This window comes from Pseudomonas sp. V88_4 (assembly GCF_029967985.1).
GTDB lineage: Bacteria > Pseudomonadota > Gammaproteobacteria > Pseudomonadales > Pseudomonadaceae > Aquipseudomonas > Aquipseudomonas glycinae.
Genome location: NZ_JASCAF010000004.1, coordinates 1 through 22,715, shown reverse-complemented (window position 1 = coordinate 22,715; position 22,715 = coordinate 1). Strand labels below are relative to the sequence as shown.

The following is a 22,715-nucleotide window of genomic DNA, read 5'->3' as shown; positions in this document are numbered from 1 at the left end:
CGAAAGCCTCAGCCGACAGCGCGTTGCTGGCCGAGGTCGGGAATCTGATGGGGCGCGCAAATACGCGCTTCGAGGGTGCGGGTGAAGGCCCTGGCTTCGGCCTCACTGCGGAAGGTCACGGCGTGCTGGTCAAGACGAACTTGCCATTGGGACTTTGCCACTTCTTTTATCAGGATCTTCATTGCTGACCTCCCGTACGTAAAAGATTGCATCGCAGAGGTTTCGATTGTAGACCTGAATACGATCGCAATTGTGACAAGGGTCAAGCATCTGACTGACGGCAAAAAAACACCGCAGCCCCCGGGCCAGACATTTTTGGCGCTGGCGAAGGCTGCGGTCTTGCGGGTTAGAAACCTTCTAAAACAATTTTCCCCTTGGCCTTGCCACTTTCCAGCAATTCATGGGCGCGGCGCAGGTTGCTCGCGTTGATCGTGCCGAAGTGCTCGCCGACCGTGGTTTTCAATGTCCCGCTGTCAATCAGCTCCGCCACCCGGTTGAGCAGTTTGTGCTGCTCGATCATGTCCGGCGTTTCGAACAGCGAGCGGGTGTACATGAACTCCCAGTGCAGCGACAGGCTCTTGCGCTTGAGCTTGGTCACGTCCAGCGCCTTCGGATCGTCGATCAGCGCCAGTTTGCCTTGCGGCGCCAGGGCCTCGACCAGTTGGTCCAGATGTTGTTCGGTCTGGGTCAGGCTGGCGACATGGGTCACGTGAGCGACACCGGCGCGTTTCAGTTCTTCGCTCAGCGGCTGGCTGTGATCGATCACCCGATCTGCCCCCAGTTCGCTCACCCAGTCGCGGGTCTCCGGGCGGGAGGCGGTGCCGATCACTTTGAGCCCGGTCAACTGGCTGGCGAGTTGGGTGAGGATCGAACCGACGCCGCCGGCCGCGCCGACGATCAGCAGGCTCTGGTCTTCATCGGTGTTGCCTTCGCGAATCTGTAGCCGTTCAAACAACAGCTCCCAGGCCGTGATCGCAGTCAGCGGCAGGGCGGCGGCTTCGGCGAAGCCGAGGGTTTTCGGCATGTGGCCGACAATCCGCTCATCCACCACGTGCAATTCGCTGTTGCCACCGGCCCGGGCGATGGAGCCGGCGTAGAACACCTTGTCGCCAGCCTTGAACAGGGTCACTTCACTGCCGACCGACTTGACCACACCGGCCACGTCCCAACCCAGCACCTTGGCGGCGCCGCCTTCCGGCGCGACGTTCTGGCGAACCTTGGTGTCGACCGGGTTGACCGAAATCGCTTTGACTTCGACGAGCAAGTCGCGGGGGCCGGCAACCGGTTCCGGCAGTTCGATGTCTTGCAGGGATTTTTCGTCGCTGATCGGGAGCGAGGCGTAATAGGCGATAGCTTTCATGGAGAACTCCGAAAGTGAATAAAGGAAGGTTTCAGGCGATGACGCGCAGGCGCTTGAGTTCGAAGTGTTCAAGGAACGCCTCGGCCTGGCTGCGGAAATGCTGGATATGGGCGCTGGCATCGTGGGCTTGCAGGGCTTCGTCGCTGGCCCACTGCTCGATCATGTAGAAGGCCAGCGGATTGGCCAGGTCCTGGTGCAGTTCGTACTGACCGCAACCGGCTTCGGCGCGGGTCGGTTCGATCAGGGCGCGCAGGTGCTGTTCGAGGGCGTCCTGCTGGCCAGCTCGGGCAATCAGGGTGGCGATGGCGGTGAAAGGCTGGGACATGTTCGACTCCGGGACGGGATGAATTCGATGGATGGCATGATTGGCTATTTCTGCCGGAGATAAAACCGGCTAAAAGAGCAGTCTCTTTCAATATTTTTTTGATAATCGAGGCTGGGAATGCTGCGTTTCGATGACTTGCAGTTGTTTGTCCGGGCGGCGGATCTGGGCAGTCTGTCGGCGGCGGCGCGGGTGATGGACATGTCCGCCGCCGTGGCCAGCGCCGCGCTCAAGCGGATCGAGCAGCAACTGGGCGCGCGCTTGCTGGCGCGCTCCACCCGCAGTCTGCGGCTGACGGCCGAAGGTGAAGGGTTTCTCGAATACGCCCGCGCTGCCTTGAGCAACCTCGATGAGGGGCGCCGCCTGCTGGCCAGCGGGCAGGACCAGGTCAGCGGGATTCTGCAGCTGTCGGCGCCCTCGGACTTCGGGCGCAACCTGCTGTTGCCGTGGCTCGACGATTTTCAGCACGAACACCCGAAACTGACGGTACGCCTGCTGCTGGGTGACCGCATCGCCGATCTGTTTCGCCAGCCGGTGGACATCGCCTTGCGCTACGGCGAGCCGGAGGACTCGAGCCTGGTGGCGTTGCCGATTGCCCCGCACAACCGCCGGGTGTTGTGCGCGTCCCCCGCCTATCTGGCACGGCACGGCGAGCCGCTGCATCTGGAGCAGCTCGCTCAGCACAACTGCCTGCTGTATATGCTCGGCGGCCGGGTGCATGACCACTGGAGTTTTCATGACGGCAAGCGTGAGGTCAGCCTGACCGTCAGTGGCGATCGCTTCAGTGACGACGCCGACGTGGTGCGTCTATGGGCGGTCGCGGGAGCGGGGATCGCCTACAAGTCGTGGCTGGATGTGGCCGGCGATGTGCTGTCGGGACGGCTGAAAGTGCTGTTGCCGGAGCTGCTTTGCGAACGCGCTCCGCTGAATTTGCTGTGCGCCCATCGCGCACAATTAAGTAAGCCGGTGAACCTTCTGAGGGAAATGCTCGCCAGTCGTTGCGCTGAATTGAGTAGCCGATTTCCCGTTTTCCCGGCGACTGATCATTAGTCGCAGGTAAATAGCGAAATTTCTCTCAGGAACAATCACCAGCCACGACCGCTCCGGCGCAGGACTCGGCGAACAACCCGCTTATACTAGCGACCGCCTGATGCCCGCACCAAAAGGCTGACACGAGAACAATCAGACCGCTCCGGCGGGGTAGGGACGATGGTCGCGACAACGCTGCGGTTTCCTTGCCGTGGCGCGCTGCCTCGCCTCGACTCAAGGCATTTTGCGCGCCTTGGCCGACGACAGATTACTGGTCAAGATGTCTATGAGCAGTAGACGATACGATTCAACAGGGAGTGAATACATGGAACATGCACCTTGCATCAGCCAGATCGCCACGTTGCTGGCCGATCCCAAGCGCAGCGCGATGATGTGGGCGTTGATGGATGGCTCGGCCCGGCAGACCGAGGAACTGGCGTTGCTGGCGGGGCTTTCGCCGTCGTCGGCCAGTGCGCACCTGGGGCGTTTGTCCGCTGGCGGTCTGTTGAAGGTCGAGGCGCGCGGTCGCAAACGCTTCTTCCGCCTGGCGGCTCCCGAAATCGGCGCGGCCATCGAAGCCCTGGCCAGCGCCACACTGGCCAGTGCTCCGCGAGAAATTCCCGACGTATTCAAGCGTGCCTCGCCCGTCTTCAGACCCCAGGCCGCGCCCTCGTCACTGCTGCGCGCCCGGTTTTGCGACGACCATCTGGGGGGAACGCTAGCCGCCGACCTGTACCAGCGACTGCTCGACGCCGGCTGGATCGAGCAGCTTGAAAACCGGGTGGTCGTGACACACAAAGGCTCGACGCAACTGGCCGGGCGCGGCGTGTACATCCAGGCCCTGGCCCACCGCAATGCGCAAGTGGCCTGTGCCTGTCCGGACTGGAGCGAACGTCGCCCGCACATGGGCGGATCGCTGGGAGCAGCGCTGCTGCAGTTGTTCATGCAGTCGGGCTGGCTGGTGCTGCCCAACGATTCCCGAGCCCTGCAACTGACGGCGGCAGGCCAGCGGGAAATTCATCGGTTTGCCTCTGAAACCGAACTGGAAATGGCGTTGTAGAGCGCCTTCTTCCACAGGTTCGCTGTTGAACGTCGTCAACGGTTGCGGAAAAGTCGCATCTGGCACAAGTGCGCAACCGCTATCGCGCACACTCGATCCGGGGACTTTTTGGATTGAGGAGGTGGCATGGACACGGGAAACTTCAGTGCGGCAGATCGACTGGAGCGTCTGCCAGTCAGCGGATATCACCGGATCATCTTTATCATCATCGCCCTGGCGTTTTTCTTCGACTCCATGGATCTGGCGATGATGACCTTCCTGCTCGGCTCGATCAAAGCCGAGTTCGGCCTGAGCAGTGCGCAGGCCGGTCTGCTGGCCAGTTCGAGCTTTTTCGGCATGGTGCTGGGGGCGTCGCTGTCCGGATTGCTGGCTGATCGGTTCGGTCGCAAACCGGTGTTCCAGTGGAGCATCGTCTTGTGGGGCGTGGCCAGTTACCTGTGCTCCACGGCGCAGACGGTCGAGAGTCTGACGCTGTTTCGCATCCTGCTGGGAATCGGCATGGGCATGGAGTTTCCGATTGCCCAGTCGATGTTGTCGGAGTTGATCCCTGCCCAGCGTCGGGGGCGCTACATAGCGCTGATGGACGGTTTCTGGCCGCTGGGTTTTGTCGCAGCGGGTGTGCTGTCGTATTTCCTGCTGCCGTTGATCGGCTGGCGCGACATCTTTCTGGTGCTGGCGGTGCCGGCGGTGTTCGTGCTGGCGATCCGCTTTTTCATTCCCGAATCGCCGCGCTGGCTGGAACAGGCCGGCAAGCATGACGCGGCGGACAAGGTACTGCGCGGCATTGAGGCGCGGGTACAGGCATCGCTCGGCGGTGCCGCATTGCCGGAACCGGTTCGCCTGCCACGGAGCGTGACACCTCCGGGGCATTTCCTTTCGGCGCTGAAGCAGATCTGGTCGCCGCTTTATCGCCAACGCACGACGATGATCTGGAGCCTGTGGTTTTTCGCACTGCTCGGTTTCTACGGCCTGACCTCGTGGCTCAGTGCGTTGCTGCAACAATCGGGTTTTGCCGTGACCCAGTCGGTGTATTACACGGTGCTGATTTCCCTCGGCGGAATTCCCGGCTTCCTGATGGCGGCCTGGCTGGTGGAGCGCTGGGGGCGCAAGCCGGTGTGCATCGTCACGTTGCTCGGCGGCGGGGTGATGGCGTTTCTTTACGGGCAGAGCGCAGTGTTCGGCGGTAACGTGGCGCTGCTGATCGGCACCGGACTGTTGATGCAGTTTTTTCTGTTCGGGATGTGGGCGGTGCTCTACACCTACACGCCGGAACTGTACCCGACCTCGGCGCGGGCGACGGGCTCGGGGTTCGCCTCGGCTATCGGCCGGGTGGGTTCGCTGCTCGGGCCATTGGTCACCGGGCTGGTGTTCCCGATTACCGGGCAGGGCGGGGTGTTTGCGCTGGGGGCGTTGTGCTTTGCGATTGCGGCGGGAGTGGTGTGGCTGTTCGGGATGGAGACCCGGGGCAAGACGCTGGAAGAGCTGACTGAAACCGAGATGCTCAGCTGAATACAGCACCCTGTGGGAGCGGGCTTGCCCGCGATGGCGGACCGTCAGTCAACATGGATGTTGGAAGTGATGGCCTCATCGCGGGCAAGCCCGCTCCCACAGTTTTTGTATTGCTCTTTATGGTTTTACCAGCCGCGCATCCAGGCTGTTCTGCGCCAGACGCTTGGCCTGATCCTGAGTCATGCCCAGGTGGGTGTGCAGCGCATGGAAGTTCTCGGTCACGTAACCACCGAAGTACGCCGGGTCATCGGAGTTCACCGTGACTTTCACGCCACGCTCGAGCATGTCGAGGATGTTGTGCTGGGACATGTGATCGAACACGCAGAGCTTGGTGTTCGACAGCGGGCACACGGTCAGCGGGATCTGCTCATCGATGATCCGCTGCATCAGGCGCTGGTCTTCGATGGCACGTACGCCATGGTCGATGCGTTGGATTTTCAGCAGGTCGATGGCTTCCCAGATGTACTCCGGCGGGCCTTCTTCGCCGGCGTGGGCAACGGTCAGGAAGCCTTCGTGACGGGCGCGGTCGAACACGCGCTGGAACTTGCTCGGCGGGTGGCCCATTTCGGAACTGTCCAGACCTACCGCAACAAACGCATCACGGAACGGCAGCGCCTGGTCGAGGGTTTTCTGTGCTTCGTCTTCGCTCAGGTGACGCAGGAAACTCAGGATCAGGCCGCTGGTGATGCCCAGTTGCTGCTCGCCATCCTTCAGCGCGGCGGCGATGCCGTTGAGCACCACTTCGAACGGGATGCCACGGTCGGTGTGGGTCTGCGGATCGAAGAATGGCTCGGTGTGAATCACGTTCTGTTCTTTGCAGCGCAGCAGGTAGGCCCAGGTCAGGTCGTAGAAGTCCTGGGAGGTGCGCAGCACGTCGGCGCCCTGGTAATACAGGTCGAGGAATTCCTGCAGGTTGTTGAAGGCGTAAGCCTTGCGCAGGGTTTCGACGTCGCTCCAAGGCAGGGCGATCTTGTTGCGTTCGGCCAGGGCGAACAGCAGCTCGGGCTCCAGCGAGCCTTCGAGGTGCAGGTGCAGTTCGGCCTTGGGCAGGGCGTTGAGCCAGTCGTACATATTCTTTTCTCATCAGGTGCAATGGCGAGCATTCTACAGATGCCCGCCGAAACAATTGGCAAAACCTGACCAACCGATCCATCACACCGCTTCCTGCTCCCGTCGATAGGCGTAGGTATCGGCGAAGCGCGAGAGCAGGAATTCGGCGCAGGTGGTGGTCGGATATTTCGCCGGATGCTGTGCGTCCTGGCAACCGGGCAGGCACTCGATGCGAGTATCCGGATGCGGCTCGGCGAAGAATGGCATCGAGTAGCGATCCACCCCGAGCGGGCTGATCACCCGGTGCGGGGTCGAGCGATAACGGTCGTTGCTCCAGCGCGCCATCATGTCGCCGAGGTTGACCACGAAGGTGCCGTCGATGGGCGGTGCGTCGATCCACTGGCCTCTGACGTTTTTCACCTGCAAGCCGCCGGCCGCGTCCTGATACAACAACGTGATGCAGCCGTAATCGGTGTGCGCGCCCGCACCTTGCTGTTCGGCGGAGCTGGCGGTGTGGCGCGGCGGGTAGTGGATCATCCGCAGCACGCTGACCGGCTCGTTGAAGCGTGTATCGAAGAAGTCGCGCTCGATGCCCAGCGCCAGAGTCATGGCCCGCAACAGGGTTTGCGCGAGCGCTTGCATGTCGAGGTAGTGCTGTTCCATCAAAGTTTCCCAGCCGGGAATGGCAGGATGACGGTTGGGGCCACGCAAGGGTTTTGCTGCCAGCACCTCGGGATGATCGGCCGGCAGGTGCAGGCCCATGTCGAAGGTTTCCTTGAGGTCGCTGGGTTTGTCCGGGTCGAGCTGTTCGGTGGCGATGGCGCCGTAGCCGCGGTGATGACGGGTCTGGGTGATGTCGATCTTGAGCTTTTCCGCTTCCGGCAGCGCGAAAAAGTGCCGGGCGTGATTGAGCAGGGATTCGATGCGCTGCGCAGAAATCGGATGGCCCTTGATGTAGAAGAAGCCCCATTCGCGGCAGGCGTGGTCGATCTGTTCGGCGACGGCGGACCAGGCGTTCTGGTCGTCGGAGTAGAGCGGCGAGATGTCGATGATCGGAAGTTGGTTCATTTCGAATGCTCGTTAGCGACCGCTCCCATGCAGAGGGAGCGGTCAGGGGCCGGTGGATTACTTCGGCATCTCGGCCTTCATGCCTTCGACGTAGTAATTCATCGACGCCAGTTCGGCGTTGGTGGCGCTGACCCCCGCCGGGATTTTCTCGACCCCGGCCTGATCCTTGATCGGCCCGGTGAACGGTTGCAGGGCGCCGCTCTTGATGTCGGCGATGATCTGCTCGGCTTCGGCCTTCACCGGTGCCGGCACCAGATCGCTGATCGGCAGTTCGACCGTGCCTTCCTTCAACCCGCCCCAGTAGTCCTGGGATTTCCAGTTGTGGTCGATCACGCTCTGGGTCGCCTGAATGTAGTGCGGCGCCCAGTCGTTGACGATCGAAGTCAGTACCGCTTTCGGCCCGAAGTGCGCCATGTCCGAAGCGTAGCCCACGGCATAAACACCACGCCGCTCGGCAGCCTGGATCGGCGCCGGACTGTCGGTGTGCTGGAACACCACGTCCACACCCTGATCGATCAGCGCGTTGGCGGCATCGGCCTCTTTGCCCGGGTCGAACCACGAGTTGACCCACACCACTTTGATTTCGGTGCCGGGGTTGTACTTGTTCAAGGCCAGTTGAATGGCGTTGATGTCACGGATCACTTCCGGGATCGGGAACGAGGCGACGTAGCCGATTTTTTTGCTCTTGGTCATCTTCGCCGCGAGGAAACCACCGACGTAGCGTCCCTCATAGGTACGCGCGAGATAGGTGCCGAGGTTCTTGTCCTGCTTGTAGCCGGTGGCGTGTTCGAAGGTCACCTTGGGAAACTGCTTGGCGACTTTCACCGTCGGGTTCATGTAGCCGAAAGAGGTGGTGAAAATCAGGTCGTAGTTGTCCTTGGCCATGTTGCGGATCACCCGCTCGGCATCCGCGCCCTCGGCGACGTTTTCCACATAGTTGGTGGTGATCTGCGAACCGAGTTTTTCCGCCAGCGCCTTGCGCCCCTGTTCATGCTGATACGTCCAGCCGTGGTCGCCGATGGGGCCGATGTAGACGAAACCGACTTTCAGTGGATCGGCGGCACTGGCGCTCAGGCTGAGGCCAAGGCCCATGGCGATGCACAGCAGTGTTTGCAGTGGACGTTTTTGCATGAACGCGTACTCCCTTTTGTTGTGTGTGGGGAGGGCAATGCAAAAGGCTGACCAAGCGGACAACAATCTGGCTTGAAACCGAGGCGCGCCCATCGCGGGCAAGCCCGCTCCCACAAAACGCTGCGATCCCTGTGGGAGCGGGCTTGCCCGCGAAGAGGCCGTAAAGGCCAATAAAAGTGCAGGCGTAGATAAAGCTGCCATCGGCTGGTGCGCTAAGGTGTAACGAACCATTAGCGCCGCCCCGCAGTCAGTAGCTCATTCGCACTCTTCGGTAAAAAGGCCCGCCATGCTCACCATCCTCAAGCAAGAAAGCTTTCTGCTGCTGGCCGTTATCGCCACCTGTGTTGCGTATCCGCTGGAGCACTGGTTGCTGCACAGCGGCCAGTTCGTCGCCCTGGCGGCCGGGCTGGTGTTGATCGCGTTCATCGTCGCCGCCTCGATGCGCGTCGCCCACCACGCTGAACTGCTCGCGGAAAAAGTCGGCGACCCCTACGGCACGATGATCCTGACCCTCGCTGCCGTGCTGGTGGAGGTGGTGATCCTGGCGATCATGATGAGCAACGAAGCCTCGCCGACACTGGTGCGCGATACGATCTATTCGGCTGTGATGCTCGACATCAACGGCATCCTGGGGCTCGCCGCGCTGATGGGCGGGATCAAGCATGGCGAGCAGTCCTACAACGATGATTCGGCCCGCAGCTACAGCGTGATGATCCTCACCGCCATGGGTGTGTCGATGGTGGTGCCGGAGTTCATTCCCGAGGCTAACTGGAAAATCTATTCGGCGTTCACCATCGGCGCGATGGTGCTGCTTTATGCGTTGTTCCTGCGCATGCAGGTCGGGCCGCACAGCTACTTTTTCAGCTACAGCTACCCGGACAAACGCCGCAAGAAAGAGCCCGTGGAACAGGAGCCGAAACCGCTCAGCCTGGCGCTGTCGATCGGCATTCTGGTGTTCGGTGTGGTGGTGATCGGCGCACTGGCCGAGGTGATGTCCAAGACCCTCGATCTGGGCCTGGAAGGGACGGGTGCTCCGCCGGTGATCACGGCGATTCTGGTGGCGGCGATTTCGGCGGCGCCGGAGATTTTGACCGCGTTGCGCGCGGCGTTGGCCAACCGCATGCAGTCGGTAGTCAACATTGCGATGGGCGCTTCGTTATCGACGGTGATTTTGACCGTGCCGGTGATGGAGGCGATGGCGCTCTACACGGGGCAGCCGTTTCAGATGGCGATGACGCCGGTGCAGACGGTGATGATCTTCATCACGCTGATCGTCAGCGCGATCAACCTCAATGACGGCGAGACCAATGCGATTGAGGGCATGACCCACTTTGTGTTGTTTGCGACGTTCATCATGTTGTCGCTGCTGGGCCTCTGAGCCGATCACAAAACCAAATGTGGGAGCGGGCTTGCTCCCACATTCAAACTTCCGCTTGGATCAGTTACCGGCAATCAACTGCCGAGCCGCCTGGCTGTGATCGGCAATCAGGCCTTTGAGATCCAGCCCTTCAACCTGCCCGTCAACCACACGCCACTTGCCGCCGACCATCACCCGATCCGCCCGATCCGCGCCGCACAACAGCAACGCCGAGATCGGGTCATGGCTGCCGGAGAAGCGCAGTTCATCGAGCTTGAACAACGCCAGATCCGCCTGCTTGCCCACCGCCAGCTCACCGATGTCGGTACGGCCCAACAGGCTCGCCGAACCCTTGGTCGCCCAGCCCAGCACACGTTCCGGAGTGATCTTCTCGGCGCCATAGCGCAGGCGCTGGATGTACAGAGCCTGACGCGCTTCGAGGATCATGTTCGACGCATCGTTGGACGCCGAGCCATCCACGCCGAGACCCAACAGTGCGCCGGCATCGGTCAGTTCGATACTCGGGCAGATGCCGGACGCCAGACGCATGTTCGAACTCGGGCAATGGCAGATGCCGGTGCCGGCCGCGCCGAGGCGGGCGATTTCGTCGGGGTTGAAATGGATGCCGTGGGCCAGCCACGTGCGCGGGCCGAGCCAGCCGACGCTGTCCAGATAATCCACGGTGCGCAGGCCGAAGCGTTGCAGGCAGAAATCTTCTTCGTCGAGGGTTTCAGCAAGGTGGGTGTGCAGACGCACATCGAGTTTGTTTGCCAGTTCGGCGCTGGCGGACATGATTTCCGGGGTCACCGAGAACGGCGAGCACGGCGCCAGGGCGATCTGGATTTGCGCGCCGTCGCCACGTTCGTGGTACTCGTGAATCAGCCGCTGGCTGTCGTCGAGAATCACCTGGCCTTCCTGCACGGTCTGCTGCGGAGGCAGGCCGCCGTCCTTCTCGCCGAGGCTCATCGAACCACGGGTGAGCATGGCGCGCATGCCCAGTTCGTGCACGCTTTCGACTTGCACGTCGATGGCGTTTTCCAGGCCATCCGGGAACAGGTAATGGTGATCGGCAGCGGTGGTGCACCCCGACAACAGCAACTCGGCCAGTGCGACTTTGCTGGCGAGGGCAAGTTTTTCAGGCGTCAGGCGCGCCCAGACCGGATACAGGGTTTTCAGCCACGGGAACAACGGCTGATTGACCACCGGTGCCCAGGCGCGGGTCAGGGTCTGATAGAAGTGGTGATGGGTATTGATCAGGCCCGGAAGGATCACGTGCTCACGGGCGTCGAACACTTCATTGCATGGCGCGGAAGGTTGCTGGCCGGCGCCGAGCACTTCGGTGATCACACCGTCTTGCAGCACCAGACCGCCACGGGCATCGAGACCGTTGGCCGTGAAAATGGCGAGGGGATTTTTTAACCAGATACGGGTCGCAGGCATTGTGGCCGGCTCCTCTGAAAGTGGGGTTCAGGGTTGCCAGCTCAGTGTTGCCCTGTCTGCTGATCCAGGGTCGCCGCGAGGGGCGAGGTGCGGAGTTTCGAACAAAATGTTGCGACGGGCAAGCCCAACCCGACCAGACACCGGGATCACCCTGCGGGGGCAAGCCCCCACAGGGTTCAGTGATTACCAGGGAATGGTTTCACCCTTGTAGTTCACGAAGTGATGACCGCCCTTGCCGGCGAACGCATCCACCTGATCCACCAGGCCACGGGTGCTGGTCTCCACGTCGATGTCGGCACCTTCGCCGCCCATGTCGGTTTTCACCCAGCCCGGATGCAGCGACAGCACCGTGAGTTTCTGCTCGCCCAACTGAGTGACGAAGCTGTTGGTCATCGAGTTCAGCGCCGCTTTGCTGGCCTTGTACAGCGCCAGTTCCGGCGCGTCGGGCATGGTCACGCTGCCGAGCACCGAACTCATGAACGCCAGCACGCCGCTGCCATCGCGGATCTGCCCGACAAAGCGCTGGGCCAGATTGATCGGTGCCACCGCATTGGTGAAAAACAACTGACCGACTTCGGCCAGCGTTGCGCCGCCCGGGGTCTGCACCTCAGGGCCTTTGACCCCGGCGTTGACGAACAGCAGGTCGAAGGTCTCGCCCTTGAGCTTCTGGCTCAGGGCGATCACCGCTTGCTGGTCGTCCATGTCGAGTTTTTCGATCTGCACGTTACCCAGTGCTTTGAGAGCCTCGGCGTTGGAAGGATTGCGAACCGTGGCGGTGACTTGCCAGCCGTCGGCCAGCAGGGTTTTCACCAGGCCCAGGCCCAGGCCCCGGGAGGCGCCAATGACCAGTGCGTGCTTGGCAGGATTCAGTGCGGACATGATTGGCTTTCCTTGAAAGTTGAAAGATCACGGGTTCAATGGACAACGTTGACCGAGCCGATGCTGCAATTCCTGGCGCAACTCACCGAGTTCGGCCATGCGGGTTTCGACCAGCTTGAGCTTGTCTTGCAGCAATTGCGTGACGGTGGTGTCGGGGTTTGGCGAGTGCCACAACGCGCCAACGCTGCTGCCGATCTCACCGAGGGTAAAGCCCAGACGCTGCGCCGTTTTGATATAGAGCACCAGTCGCACCATTTCCGGCGGATAGTCGCGATAACCGTTGGCGCTGCGTTGCGCCGCGATCAATCCGCGCTCCTCGTAAAAACGCAGCGTGTCACGGCTGACATCGCAGGCCTGGGCTAACTCACCGATGCGCATCTTGCAGGTCTCGAAAGTGTTTGACCCTGGAGCATACTCCAGGCTTTACCGTAGTTGCTCCCTGAATTTTTGGAGCAAGGATGATGTGGACTTCAACGCAGTATCGGCAGGTGGTGCGCGGCAGCGCCTGGTATGACTTGATCGTGACGGCGGCGTTTGTCACACCGTGGAGTTTTGCTGTGTTGCATGGGTTGCTGACGGCGCTCAGTCAGGCGCTGGAGCTGCCCGGCGAGCTGCCGCCGTTCGAACCTGCGCACCTGTTGATAGCCAATTTGTTCGGTTCGGTGGTGTGCATGTGGGCGGTGCTGCGGATTCGTGATCCGCAGCCGGTTTATGGGCGCTATGACGCGGTGACGCGATTTCTGTTCGCCGCGTGGATGACCTATGCCCTGGCCCACGGCGCCAGTTCGTTGGTGGTGGGATTCCTGGTTCTCGAAGTGGCGTGGGGCATTGCTCAGGCGTTGCCGGTTCGGTCGCTGTCGCGAGCCGTAACGGCTTAGTGCCCGGCCTGCCACGGCTGCCCCAGTGATACCGGCGCATACAACCGTGTACGCACTGCATCGCGCGACAACAGCACCAGCACCAGAATCGTCGCGACGTACGGCAACATCGCCAGCAGACTCGAAGGAATCGCCAGCCCCAACCCCTGCGCCACCAGGTGCAGGATGCTGGCGAGTCCGAAAAGATACGCGCCGAGCAGCAAGCGCCACACCCGCCAACTGGCGAACACCACCAGCGCCAAGGCGATCCAGCCGCGTCCGGCGGTCATGTTCTCGGCCCACATCGGCGTGTAAGCCAGCGACAGATAAGCGCCGGCCAACCCGGCCATTGCGCCGCCAAACAGCACCGCCAGTGTGCGCACGGTCAGCACCGGCAAGCCCATGGCACTGGCCGCATCCGGGTTCTCGCCGACCGCTTGAATGATCAGCCCGACACGGCTTTTCACGATCACCCACGCCACCAGCGCAAACAGCGCGAATGACAGGTAAACCAGCAGATCCTGGGCAAACAGCATGCGGCCGATCAGCGGGATTTCACTCAAGAATGGAATCGCCAGCGGCTCGAATCCCGCCAGCGGTTTGCCGACCCACGCCGCGCCGACAAAGGTCGACAGGCCGACGCCGAAAATCGTCAGCGCCAGCCCGGTCGCCACCTGATTGGCGTTGAATACCAGCGCCACCAGCGCAAACAGTGACGACAGCAGCATCCCGGCGAGCATCGCCAACACCACGCCCAACCAAAGGTTGCCGCTGTTGAACGCGACGATGAAACCGATCACCGCGCCAAACAGCATCATGCCTTCCTGACCTAGGTTGAGTACGCCGCTCTTCTCGCAAATCAATTCACCCAGCGCCACCAGCAGCAGTGGCGTACCGCAACGCACCATGGCGTAGAAAATATTGCTCAGCAGATCGATATCCATCACAGCGCTCCGGCGGTTACGGCGGTAGTAGAAGTGCGCCGCACCCAGCGCAGGTTCAGGCGTGGCCGATAGAGGATCAGCACGTCACAGGCCAGCAGGAAAAACAGCATCATTCCCTGGAACAACTGAGTGATTGCCTGCGGCAGATTCAGCGTCATCTGCGCACTCTCGCCACCGATGTACAGCAGCGCCATCAACAGGCTGGAAAACAGAATCCCGATGGGATTGAGCCGCCCGAGAAACGCCACGGTGATCGCCGCATAGCCGTAGCCCGGCGAGACCTGTGGCACCAGTTGACCGATCGGCCCGGTGACTTCGCAGACACCGGCAAGCCCGGCCAATCCACCGCTGATCAACAGTGCGAGCCAGATCAGCCGCTTCTCGCGAAACCCGACAAACCCTGCCGCACGCTGGTCCAACCCCAACACCTTGATCTGGAAACCGACGAAGCTTTTCTGCAACAACACCCACACCGCGACCAGCGCGAGCAAGGCGAAATACACGCCGATGTGCGCCCGACCGTCCTCCATCAACAGTGGCAGGCGGCTGGCGTCGCTGAACATTGCCGACTCGGGAAAGTTGAATCCGGCCGGATCCTTTAGCGGCCCGTGCACGCAGAACAGCAACAGGTTCAGCGCGATGTAATTGAGCATGATGCTCGTAAGGATTTCGTTGGCGTTGAAGCGTGTGCGCAACCAGGCGGTGAGCCCGGCCCAGGCAGCGCCGGCGAAAGTGCCGGTAAGAAGGATCAGCACCAGCGCCCAACGGCTTTGCAGATCGATGATGTTCACCGCCAGCGCACTGCCGGCCAGGGCGCCGAGCAGCAGTTGGCCTTCGGCGCCGATGTTCCAGATCCGCGCCTGATAAGCCACCGCCAGCCCCAACGCACACAACAGGATCGGCAAGGTTTTAACCAGCAGCTCGGAGACGCCATACAGGTCGCTGACCGGGGCGATCAACAACGTGTGCAGGGTTTTCAGCGGGTCGTGACCGAGAGCGACGAACAGTAAAGATCCGCAGACCAGCGTCAGCGCCGCCGCCAGTACCGGCGAGCACCACAGCATCAGGCGCGATTGCCGGCCACGGGGTTCGAGGGAAAGCAACATGGAAAAACTCCGTTAAACCGTGGCCGGTTGTGATTGAGGGGGGGCGAACTGGCCGGCCATCCAGCCGCCGACGTCGCTGAGGCGGGTTTGCGCCGTGTCCTGCAACGCCGACAGGCGCCCGCCGCACAGCGCGCCGAGGCGGTCGCTGATCTGGAACAGTTCGTCGAGGTCTTCGGAGATCACCAGAATCGCCGCCCCGGCATCGCGCAGGGCAATCAGCGCCCGATGAATGGTGGCCGCCGCGCCGACATCCACGCCCCAGGTCGGGTGCGCGGCGATCAGCAGTTTCGGTTGCTGGAGGATTTCCCGGCCGAGGATGAATTTCTGCAGGTTGCCGCCGGACAGGCTGCGGGCGGCGGTCTGGGTGTCCGGGGTTTTCACGCCGAAGCGCTGGATGATCGTTTGTGCCAGGGTTTCGACCTTGCCGCGCTTGATCAAGCCGTGGCTGACCAGGCCTTGTTGAAAGGCGGTGAGCAGGGCGTTATCCGCCAGGCTCATGTCCGGCACCGCACCGTGCCCGAGGCGTTCGGCGGGGACGAACGCCAGGCCGAGTTTGCGTCGCGCATCCGGGCGCTGATCGGCGATGGCATGTTCCTGGAAACAGATGGTTTGCGCTGCGTCGAGGGGCAGTGTCTGTTCGCCGCTGAGCAAGGCCAGTAATTCGTCCTGACCGTTGCCCGCCACGCCGGCAATGCCGACGATTTCGCCGCTGCGCACTTGCAGATCGATGTCGCACAGCGAGCAGCCGAACGGGTCAGGGTTGTGCCAGTTCAGACCGCTGACCTGCAGAAACGCCGCGCCACCGGTGACCTTTGTAAAGTCGCCGATCAAGGTCGCGGCGTCACCCACCATCAATTGCGCCAGTTGCCGATCAGTGCAGTCGGCCGGTACGCAATGCCCGGCCACTCGACCGCCACGCAGCACCGTGGCGCTGTGGCACAAGGCGCGCACCTCGCCGAGTTTGTGGCTGATGAACAGAATGCTGCAGCCCTCGGCCGCGAGTCGGCGCAGGGTGACGAACAACTCGTCGGCTTCCTGCGGCGTGAGCACCGAGGTCGGCTCATCGAGAATCAGCAGACGAATGTCCTGCATCAGGCAACGAACAATCTCGACCCGTTGCCGTTCACCGATCGACAGGCTGTGGACAAGTCGCTGGGGTTCCAGCGCCATGCCATATCGGCAGGACACGTCACGGATTTTCGCCTCAAGCTGTTTTGGCGAACCGGCCGCTGCTCCCATCGCCAGTGCGATGTTCTGCGCCACGCTCAGGGTCTCGAACAGCGAGAAATGCTGGAACACCATGCCGATGCCCAACTGCCGCGCCTGGGCCGGGTTGCGCATGCTCACGGGGTGGCCCTGCCAGAGCATCTCGCCCGAATCGGCCTGGGTGACGCCGTAGATGATCTTCATCAAGGTGCTTTTGCCTGCACCGTTTTCACCGAGCAGTGCGTGGATTTCACCGGGAGCGATGCTGAGGTCGATGGCGTCATTGGCGAGGCAACCGGGATAACGTTTGCTGATATGGCGCAGTTGCAGGCGCGGTGTGGACGTGGGGTTTGGCATGACAGGCTCGGGTTGCTTGGAGTTGTGCCTGTGGATAAAGCAATTTCCTGGCCATTGAGTCAGGAACGCAGGCGGCTGCTGTTTGCCAGCCTTTAACGCAGAGCCCGCGAATCGAATTCGGTTGCCTGCACGGCACCACTTGGGGGCAAAGCCTTTGATCAGGCTCCAGTTTTGCCCGCATCCGACTGATCAAAAAACGAGCAACCCCGTCGAAGCCATGCAGAACCTGCGACTGCGCGAGGCATGAACGGCTTATCCACAGGTTGCTCCACAGTATTTGTGCGCAAGACAAAATCCCGGGCATAAGCACCGCCGGGCTTTCTTCCAAAGGCGATAAACGACGCTAAGCGATTGTTTTTACGTGAAATTGTTTGTCGTGATGGGCGATTGGACGAAAAGTGAACAAATCCCGCAAAGCCACGTGACAGAAGGGTTACAGCCTCCTGTGCTCAGGTTATCCACAGCCGGGTGCACAGCGGATGTGGGCAAGTCACGGGTATAAGCAAATCGGCTTGTGCCCTAAAACATGGCGGGGCTTCAACGCTGCAGCAGGATGCGCCCACGGCTCAGATCGGCCAGCTGATTCTGCAGCAGCTCGATGTGCGCTTCGCCCACGGCCAGTTGCAATTCGACGCCGTTGGCGGTGAAGTTTTCCTCGACCACCAATCCGCCCAGATCCGCGACCCGCAGCTTCACCAGCGCCAATTCGCCAAAGGCACAGGCGCAACGCACGGGCACGCGACTGATCAACTCGATCTTTGGCGCGGCCTGCAAGCACTTGTTGGCACCGCCGCCATAGGCCCGGGCCAGACCGCCGGTGCCCAGTTGAATGCCGCCGTACCAGCGGATCACCAGTACCGCGACCTGATCGCAGTCCTGCGCTTCGATGGCCGCGAGGATCGGCCGCCCGGCAGTGCCACCGGGTTCACCGTCGTCGTTGCTGCGGTACTGGTCGCCGAGTTTCCACGCCCAGCAATTGTGCGAGGCGTTCAAGTCGCTGTGCTGCTCGATGAAGGCTTGCGCCTCGGCAGGGCTGGTGATCGGCGCGGCGAAGGTGATGAAACGGCTTTTGCGAATCTCTTCGCGGAATTCGCAAAAACCGCTGAGGGTGAAGGACATAAAGCGACTTATATAGAAGAAGTGAGGCCGCAGCCTTTGAGGATGATGCGGATCAGATTGTTGCCGGCGTCTTCCATGTCCTGTTTGGTCAACTTGCTGCGACCGGTCACCCGGCAGATCTGGGTGGCAAAGTCGGCATAGTGCTGGGTGCTGCCCCACAGCAGGAAGATCAGGTGAACCGGGTCGACCGGGTCCATCTTGCCCGCGTCGATCCAGGCCTGGAACACGCCGGCTCGGCCCTGGAACCAGGCGCGGTAATCCTGGTTGAAATATTCGGTCAGGCATTCGCCGCCGCTGATCACTTCCATCGCGAAGATCCGCGACGCTTGCGGCTGGCGACGGGAGAATTCCATTTTCGCGCGGATGTAGCGGGTCAGCGCTTCGGCCGGATCGTCCTCGGCCGTGAGGGAGTTGAAGGTGCTGTCCCACAATTGAAGGATGTTGCTCAGCACCGCTACGTACAACCCGAGTTTGTTGTTGAAGTAGTAATGCAGATTTGCCTTGGGCAGCCCGGCCTTGGTGGCGATGGTGTTCATGCTCGTGCCTTTGTACCCGTGACGGGCGAACTCGTCTTCGGCGGCTTTGATGATGGTCTCTTCGTTCTTCTGACGAATGCGGCTGGCAGGTTTGCCGCCGTGAGCGGGGACTTCAAAGGTCATAGGCACTTCCGGGTTGGTCTGTGGGGTGCAACCAGTTGCGTTGATAGCGCAACCACCGGCGCGGGACAAGCCCCGATCAAATAAAACTCCGGTCCTCAGCGAGTGGCGGCCAGGCTTTCGAGAAAACTTTCCAGTACCAGATGAGGGCGACGGCCCTTGCGGGTGACCGAGGCCAGGCTCAAATCATAGAAGCGGGTACTGGCCTTGAGCGCACGCAAGCGACCTTGTTGAACCCAGAGACTGGCGTAGTGATCCGGCAGGTAGCCGATGTAACGCCCGGTCAGAATCAGGAACGCCATGCCTTCACGGTCGGAAGCACTGGCGGTGCAATTGAGCGCCTGATAGTGCGCCTGGATGTCCGCCGGCAAACGGAAGGTCGGGGCAATGGCGTCCTGACTGTTCAGACGTTCGTCATCCAGCTGTTTATCGTCGACGTAAAACAGCGGATGGCCGACCGCGCAGTAAAGCAGCGAGCGCTCGCTGTACAGCGGCTGGTATTCGAGTCCCGACAACGCACTGGCCTGCGGCACCACGCCGACATGCAGGCGACCGTCGAGCACACCTTGTTCGACTTCGTTGGGGGCGATCATGCGGATCTGGATTTGTACGTCCGGTCCGCGCTCCTTCAACTGCGCCAGTGCATGGGTAATGCGCATGTGGGGCAGGGTGACGAGGTTGTCGGTCAGGCCGATGATCAATTCACCGCGCAAGTGCTGGTGCAGGCCGTTGACCTCGGTGCGGAAACTCTCCAGCGCGCTTAAAAGCTGCAGCGCTGATTGATAGACCTCGCGGCCTTCTTCGGTCAGGGAGAAACCGGCACGTCCGCGCTGGCACAGTCGCAGGCCGAGGCGTTGTTCCAGGTCGCTCATCTGCTGGCTGATCGCCGAGCGACCGATGCCGAGCACGGTTTCCGCCGCCGAGAAACCGCCGCACTCCACCACACTGCGAAAGATCCGCAGCAGGCGAATGTCAAAGTCACTGACCTGGGCCAGTGGATCGGGGCGGCGGCTGCTCATGCTGTTGTGCTCATTGTTTAGCAGAGTTCTAACTGAAGGTTAGAAGAGTTGAATTTCACCGACTTTATCCGCGTGGCAATTTAGCTGCAACAACGCTTTCTATCGCTCTGAAGCTTATTGCCCTGCGAGGTTTTGCCCGATGAACATGCCTGAAAACGCGCCGTCGCCACTGGCCAGCCAACTGAAGCTGGACGCGCACTGGATGCCGTACACCGCCAACCGCAACTTCCAGCGCGACCCGCGCCTGATCGTTGGTGCCGAAGGCAGCTGGCTGATCGACGACAAGGGCCGCAAGGTGTACGACTCGCTGTCCGGTCTGTGGACCTGCGGCGCCGGGCATACCCGCAAGGAAATCCAGGAAGCGGTGGCCAAGCAGTTGGGCACCCTCGATTACTCGCCGGGCTTCCAGTACGGCCACCCGCTGTCGTTCCAGCTGGCGGAGAAAATCACCGACCTGACGCCGGGCAACCTGAATCACGTGTTCTTCACCGACTCCGGTTCCGAGTGCGCCGATACAGCGGTGAAAATGGTCCGCGCCTACTGGCGGCTGAAGGGCCAGTCGACCAAGACCAAAATGATCGGCCGCGCCCGTGGCTACCACGGTGTGAACATCGCCGGCACCAGCCTCGGCGGCGTCAATGGCAACCGCAAGCTGTTCGGTCAGGCGATGATGGATGTCGATCACCTGCCGCACACTTTACTGGCGAGCAATGCTTTCTCCCGTGGCATGCCGGAGCAGGGTGGTATCGCCCTGGCCGATGAGCTGCTGAAGCTGATCGAACTGCACGATGCGTCGAACATCGCAGCGGTGTTCGTGGAGCCTATGGCGGGTTCCGCTGGCGTGCTGGTTCCACCACAGGGCTACCTCAAGCGTCTGCGTGAAATCTGCGATCAGCACAACATCCTGCTGGTGTTCGACGAAGTGATCACCGGTTTCGGCCGTACCGGCACCATGTTCGGCGCCACCACCTTCGGCGTGACCCCGGATCTGATGTGCATCGCCAAGCAAGTCACCAACGGCGCGATCCCGATGGGCGCGGTGATTGCCAGCTCCGAGATCTATCAGACCTTCATGAACCAGCCGACCCCGGAATACGCCGTGGAATTCCCGCACGGCTACACCTACTCGGCGCACCCGGTGGCTTGCGCCGCAGGTCTTGCGGCACTCGACCTGCTGCAAAAGGAAAACCTGGTACAGAGCGTGGCCGAAGTCGCACCGCATTTCGAAAATGCCCTGCATGGTCTGAAAGGCGCGAAGAACGTCATCGACATTCGTAACTTCGGCCTGGCCGGTGCCATCCAGATTGCGGGCCGTGACGGCGACGCTATCGTGCGTCCGTTCGAAGCCGGCATGGCGTTGTGGAAAGCCGGGTTCTACGTGCGCTTCGGTGGCGACACCCTGCAGTTCGGCCCAACCTTTAACAGCAAGCCGCAAGACCTTGATCGTCTGTTCGACGCGGTCGGCGAAGTGCTGAACAAGCTCGACTGATTTTTTCTTCTATATAGATACGCCAATGGCAGGCGCCCCTTGCGGGCGTCTGCGCACAAGAATTCAGGAGTTCCCCGATGAGCGTTATCCCGCATTTGATCAATGGCGAACTGGTGACCGAGAACGGTCGCGCGGTCGATGTGTTCAACCCGTCTACCGGTCAGGCTATCCACAAGCTGCCGCTGGCCAGCCGTGAAACCATCCAGCACGCCATCGATGCTGCCAAGGCTGCGTTCCCGGCCTGGCGCAACACGCCACCGGCCAAGCGTGCCCAGGTGATGTTCCGTTTCAAGCAACTGCTGGAGCAGAACGAAGCGCGCATTGCGCAGTTGATCAGCGAAGAACACGGCAAGACTCTGGAAGACGCCGCCGGTGAGCTGAAGCGTGGCATCGAGAACGTCGAATTCGCCTGCGCAGCCCCGGAAATCCTCAAGGGCGAGTACAGCCGCAACGTCGGCCCGAACATCGATGCGTGGTCGGACTTCCAGCCGCTGGGCGTGGTGGCCGGCATTACGCCGTTCAACTTCCCGGCGATGGTGCCGCTGTGGATGTATCCGCTGGCGATCGTCTGCGGTAACTGCTTCATCCTCAAGCCGTCCGAGCGTGATCCGAGCTCGACCCTGCTGATCGCGCAACTGCTGCTGGAAGCCGGTCTGCCGAAAGGGGTGCTGAGCGTAGTGCACGGTGACAAGACTGCGGTAGACGCGCTGATCGAAGCGCCGGAAGTCAAAGCGCTGAGCTTTGTGGGTTCGACACCGATTGCCGAGTACATCTATGCCGAAGGCACCAAACGCGGCAAGCGCGTGCAGGCCTTGGGCGGCGCGAAGAACCACGCGGTGCTGATGCCGGATGCGGATCTGGACAATGCAGTCAGCGCGCTGATGGGCGCGGCTTACGGTTCCTGCGGGGAGCGCTGCATGGCGATCTCTGTGGCCGTGTGTGTGGGCGATCAGGTGGCGGACGCACTGGTGGCCAAACTGGTTCCTCAGATCAAGGCGTTGAAAATCGGTGCCGGCACTTCTTGTGGCCTGGACATGGGCCCGTTGGTCACCGGCCAGGCGCGCGACAAGGTCAGCGGTTATGTGGAAGACGGCGTGGCGGCGGGCGCGACCCTGGTGGTCGACGGTCGTGGTCTGAGCGTTGCCGGTCATGAGGAAGGCTTCTTCCTCGGTGGTTGCCTGTTCGACAACGTCACTCCCGAGATGCGCATCTATAAAGAAGAGATCTTCGGGCCGGTGCTGTGTGTCGTCCGGGTGAACAGCCTAGAAGAGGCGATGCAACTGATCAACGATCACGAATACGGCAACGGCACCTGCATCTTCACTCGTGACGGTGAAGCGGCGCGCCTGTTCTGCGACGAGATCGAAGTCGGCATGGTCGGCGTCAACGTTCCATTGCCGGTGCCGGTGGCTTACCACAGCTTCGGTGGCTGGAAGCGTTCGCTGTTCGGCGACCTGCATGCCTATGGTCCCGATGGTGTTCGCTTCTACACTCGTCGCAAGGCGATCACTCAGCGCTGGCCACAGCGTGCGAGCCATGAGGCTTCGCAGTTTGCATTCCCTAGCTTGTAAGTAGAAGGGCAGCGCAAGGAAGGCCGACCTTTAAGGTCGGCCTTCGCGTTTCGGGGCTTTTTTGACCGATATGACAGAATTGTGAAAATAAGGGTTGACGGCAGATTCTGAGTCTCTATAATTCGCCCCAATTCCGGCGCAGTCGAAACGGAAAACTCCTTGAGATTCAATGAGTTAAGTAGGTTT

At 61.3% G+C, this 22,715-nt stretch carries 22 protein-coding genes; 7 read left to right on the top strand and 15 right to left on the bottom strand.

The annotated features are described in order from the left end of the window. Positions 1 to 8 precede the first annotated feature (8 nt). From QLG12_RS05815 to QLG12_RS05805, 3 genes are all read right to left on the bottom strand, one after another. Entirely contained in the window at positions 9 to 182 is a 174-nt protein-coding gene (locus QLG12_RS05815) for a hypothetical protein (protein ID WP_011332306.1), read from the bottom strand. A gap of 164 nt (positions 183 to 346) precedes the next feature. Continuing rightward, positions 347 to 1,360: a zinc-binding alcohol dehydrogenase family protein gene (locus QLG12_RS05810; protein WP_282474110.1), complete on the bottom strand. Its 1,014-nt coding sequence runs from the start codon at positions 1,358 to 1,360 to the stop codon at positions 347 to 349. A gap of 31 nt (positions 1,361 to 1,391) precedes the next feature. Further along, positions 1,392 to 1,685: a putative quinol monooxygenase gene (locus QLG12_RS05805; protein WP_064379284.1), complete on the bottom strand. Its 294-nt coding sequence runs from the start codon at positions 1,683 to 1,685 to the stop codon at positions 1,392 to 1,394. 117 nt (positions 1,686 to 1,802) lie between these two features. On the opposite strand from QLG12_RS05805, the gene QLG12_RS05800 reads away from it, so the two are divergent. The 3 genes from QLG12_RS05800 to QLG12_RS05790 all read left to right on the top strand — a co-directional run bounded on the left by QLG12_RS05800 (position 1,803) and on the right by QLG12_RS05790 (position 5,280). Then, positions 1,803 to 2,732, top strand: a complete 930-nt coding sequence (locus QLG12_RS05800) for a LysR family transcriptional regulator (protein WP_236194626.1) — start codon at positions 1,803 to 1,805, stop codon at positions 2,730 to 2,732. Positions 2,733 to 3,036: 304 nt separating this feature from the next. Next, positions 3,037 to 3,771, top strand: coding sequence for a helix-turn-helix transcriptional regulator (locus tag QLG12_RS05795; protein ID WP_236194625.1), 735 nt, complete (start codon positions 3,037 to 3,039; stop codon positions 3,769 to 3,771). A 126-nt stretch (positions 3,772 to 3,897) separates the two neighbouring features. Beyond that, a complete protein-coding gene (locus QLG12_RS05790) occupies positions 3,898 to 5,280 on the top strand; it encodes an MFS transporter (RefSeq protein ID WP_282474109.1) in 1,383 nt (460 codons plus the stop codon). A gap of 117 nt (positions 5,281 to 5,397) precedes the next feature. Here QLG12_RS05790 and QLG12_RS05785 read toward each other — a convergent pair whose 3' ends face one another. The 3 genes from QLG12_RS05785 to QLG12_RS05775 form a co-directional block, all read right to left on the bottom strand. Then, entirely contained in the window at positions 5,398 to 6,351 is a 954-nt protein-coding gene (locus QLG12_RS05785; RefSeq protein WP_282474108.1) for an adenosine deaminase, read from the bottom strand. A gap of 81 nt (positions 6,352 to 6,432) precedes the next feature. Next, entirely contained in the window at positions 6,433 to 7,398 is a 966-nt protein-coding gene (locus QLG12_RS05780) for a 2-oxoglutarate and iron-dependent oxygenase domain-containing protein (protein WP_282474107.1), read from the bottom strand. Between the two features lie 57 nt (positions 7,399 to 7,455). Then, the gene (locus QLG12_RS05775) at positions 7,456 to 8,529 is read right to left on the bottom strand and encodes a BMP family ABC transporter substrate-binding protein (protein ID WP_197869828.1); all 1,074 of its coding nucleotides are present in this window, start codon (positions 8,527 to 8,529) and stop codon (positions 7,456 to 7,458) included. A gap of 286 nt (positions 8,530 to 8,815) precedes the next feature. Here QLG12_RS05775 and QLG12_RS05770 point away from each other — a divergent pair, with 286 nt between their 5' ends. Beyond that, positions 8,816 to 9,907, top strand: a complete 1,092-nt coding sequence (locus tag QLG12_RS05770) for a calcium:proton antiporter (RefSeq protein WP_197869827.1) — start codon at positions 8,816 to 8,818, stop codon at positions 9,905 to 9,907. Between the two features lie 60 nt (positions 9,908 to 9,967). Here QLG12_RS05770 and QLG12_RS05765 read toward each other — a convergent pair whose 3' ends face one another. From QLG12_RS05765 to QLG12_RS05755, 3 genes are all read right to left on the bottom strand, one after another. Next, positions 9,968 to 11,326: an 8-oxoguanine deaminase gene (locus QLG12_RS05765; RefSeq protein ID WP_282474106.1), complete on the bottom strand. Its 1,359-nt coding sequence runs from the start codon at positions 11,324 to 11,326 to the stop codon at positions 9,968 to 9,970. A 183-nt stretch (positions 11,327 to 11,509) separates the two neighbouring features. Beyond that, on the bottom strand, positions 11,510 to 12,196 hold the full coding sequence (locus tag QLG12_RS05760) for an SDR family oxidoreductase (RefSeq protein WP_197869923.1): 687 nt from the start codon (positions 12,194 to 12,196) through the stop codon (positions 11,510 to 11,512). A 36-nt stretch (positions 12,197 to 12,232) separates the two neighbouring features. After that, complete coding sequence (locus QLG12_RS05755) at positions 12,233 to 12,583, bottom strand: MerR family DNA-binding transcriptional regulator (protein WP_282474105.1); 351 nt, start codon at positions 12,581 to 12,583, stop codon at positions 12,233 to 12,235. Between the two features lie 83 nt (positions 12,584 to 12,666). Between QLG12_RS05755 and QLG12_RS05750 the strand changes: the two genes are divergently transcribed. Beyond that, a complete protein-coding gene (locus QLG12_RS05750) occupies positions 12,667 to 13,083 on the top strand; it encodes a hypothetical protein (protein WP_282474104.1) in 417 nt (138 codons plus the stop codon). On the opposite strand, the gene QLG12_RS05745 is transcribed toward QLG12_RS05750, so the two are convergent. The 6 genes from QLG12_RS05745 to QLG12_RS05720 all read right to left on the bottom strand — a co-directional run bounded on the left by QLG12_RS05745 (position 13,080) and on the right by QLG12_RS05720 (position 19,469). Next, positions 13,080 to 14,006, bottom strand: a complete 927-nt coding sequence (locus tag QLG12_RS05745) for an ABC transporter permease (protein WP_197869823.1) — start codon at positions 14,004 to 14,006, stop codon at positions 13,080 to 13,082. The genes QLG12_RS05750 and QLG12_RS05745 overlap by 4 nt on opposite strands. Next, positions 14,006 to 15,112, bottom strand: a complete 1,107-nt coding sequence (locus QLG12_RS05740) for an ABC transporter permease (RefSeq protein WP_197869822.1) — start codon at positions 15,110 to 15,112, stop codon at positions 14,006 to 14,008. Before QLG12_RS05740 ends, QLG12_RS05745 begins: the two co-directional genes overlap by 1 nt. A 12-nt stretch (positions 15,113 to 15,124) precedes the next feature. Continuing rightward, positions 15,125 to 16,675, bottom strand: a complete 1,551-nt coding sequence (locus QLG12_RS05735; protein ID WP_282474103.1) for an ABC transporter ATP-binding protein — start codon at positions 16,673 to 16,675, stop codon at positions 15,125 to 15,127. A 537-nt stretch (positions 16,676 to 17,212) separates the two neighbouring features. Next, a complete protein-coding gene (locus tag QLG12_RS05730; RefSeq protein ID WP_282474102.1) occupies positions 17,213 to 17,794 on the bottom strand; it encodes a YigZ family protein in 582 nt (193 codons plus the stop codon). An 8-nt stretch (positions 17,795 to 17,802) separates the two neighbouring features. Continuing rightward, a complete protein-coding gene (locus QLG12_RS05725; protein WP_064379312.1) occupies positions 17,803 to 18,453 on the bottom strand; it encodes a TetR/AcrR family transcriptional regulator in 651 nt (216 codons plus the stop codon). A 95-nt stretch (positions 18,454 to 18,548) separates the two neighbouring features. Next, on the bottom strand, positions 18,549 to 19,469 hold the full coding sequence (locus QLG12_RS05720) for a LysR family transcriptional regulator (RefSeq protein WP_197869819.1): 921 nt from the start codon (positions 19,467 to 19,469) through the stop codon (positions 18,549 to 18,551). 139 nt (positions 19,470 to 19,608) lie between these two features. On the opposite strand from QLG12_RS05720, the gene QLG12_RS05715 reads away from it, so the two are divergent. Next, complete coding sequence (locus QLG12_RS05715; RefSeq protein WP_011332325.1) at positions 19,609 to 20,958, top strand: aspartate aminotransferase family protein; 1,350 nt, start codon at positions 19,609 to 19,611, stop codon at positions 20,956 to 20,958. Between the two features lie 77 nt (positions 20,959 to 21,035). Further along, positions 21,036 to 22,529 carry a CoA-acylating methylmalonate-semialdehyde dehydrogenase gene (locus QLG12_RS05710; protein WP_011332326.1) on the top strand — a complete coding sequence of 498 codons (1,494 nt, stop codon included), beginning with the start codon at positions 21,036 to 21,038 and terminating at the stop codon, positions 22,527 to 22,529. Positions 22,530 to 22,715: the final 186 nt, after the last annotated feature.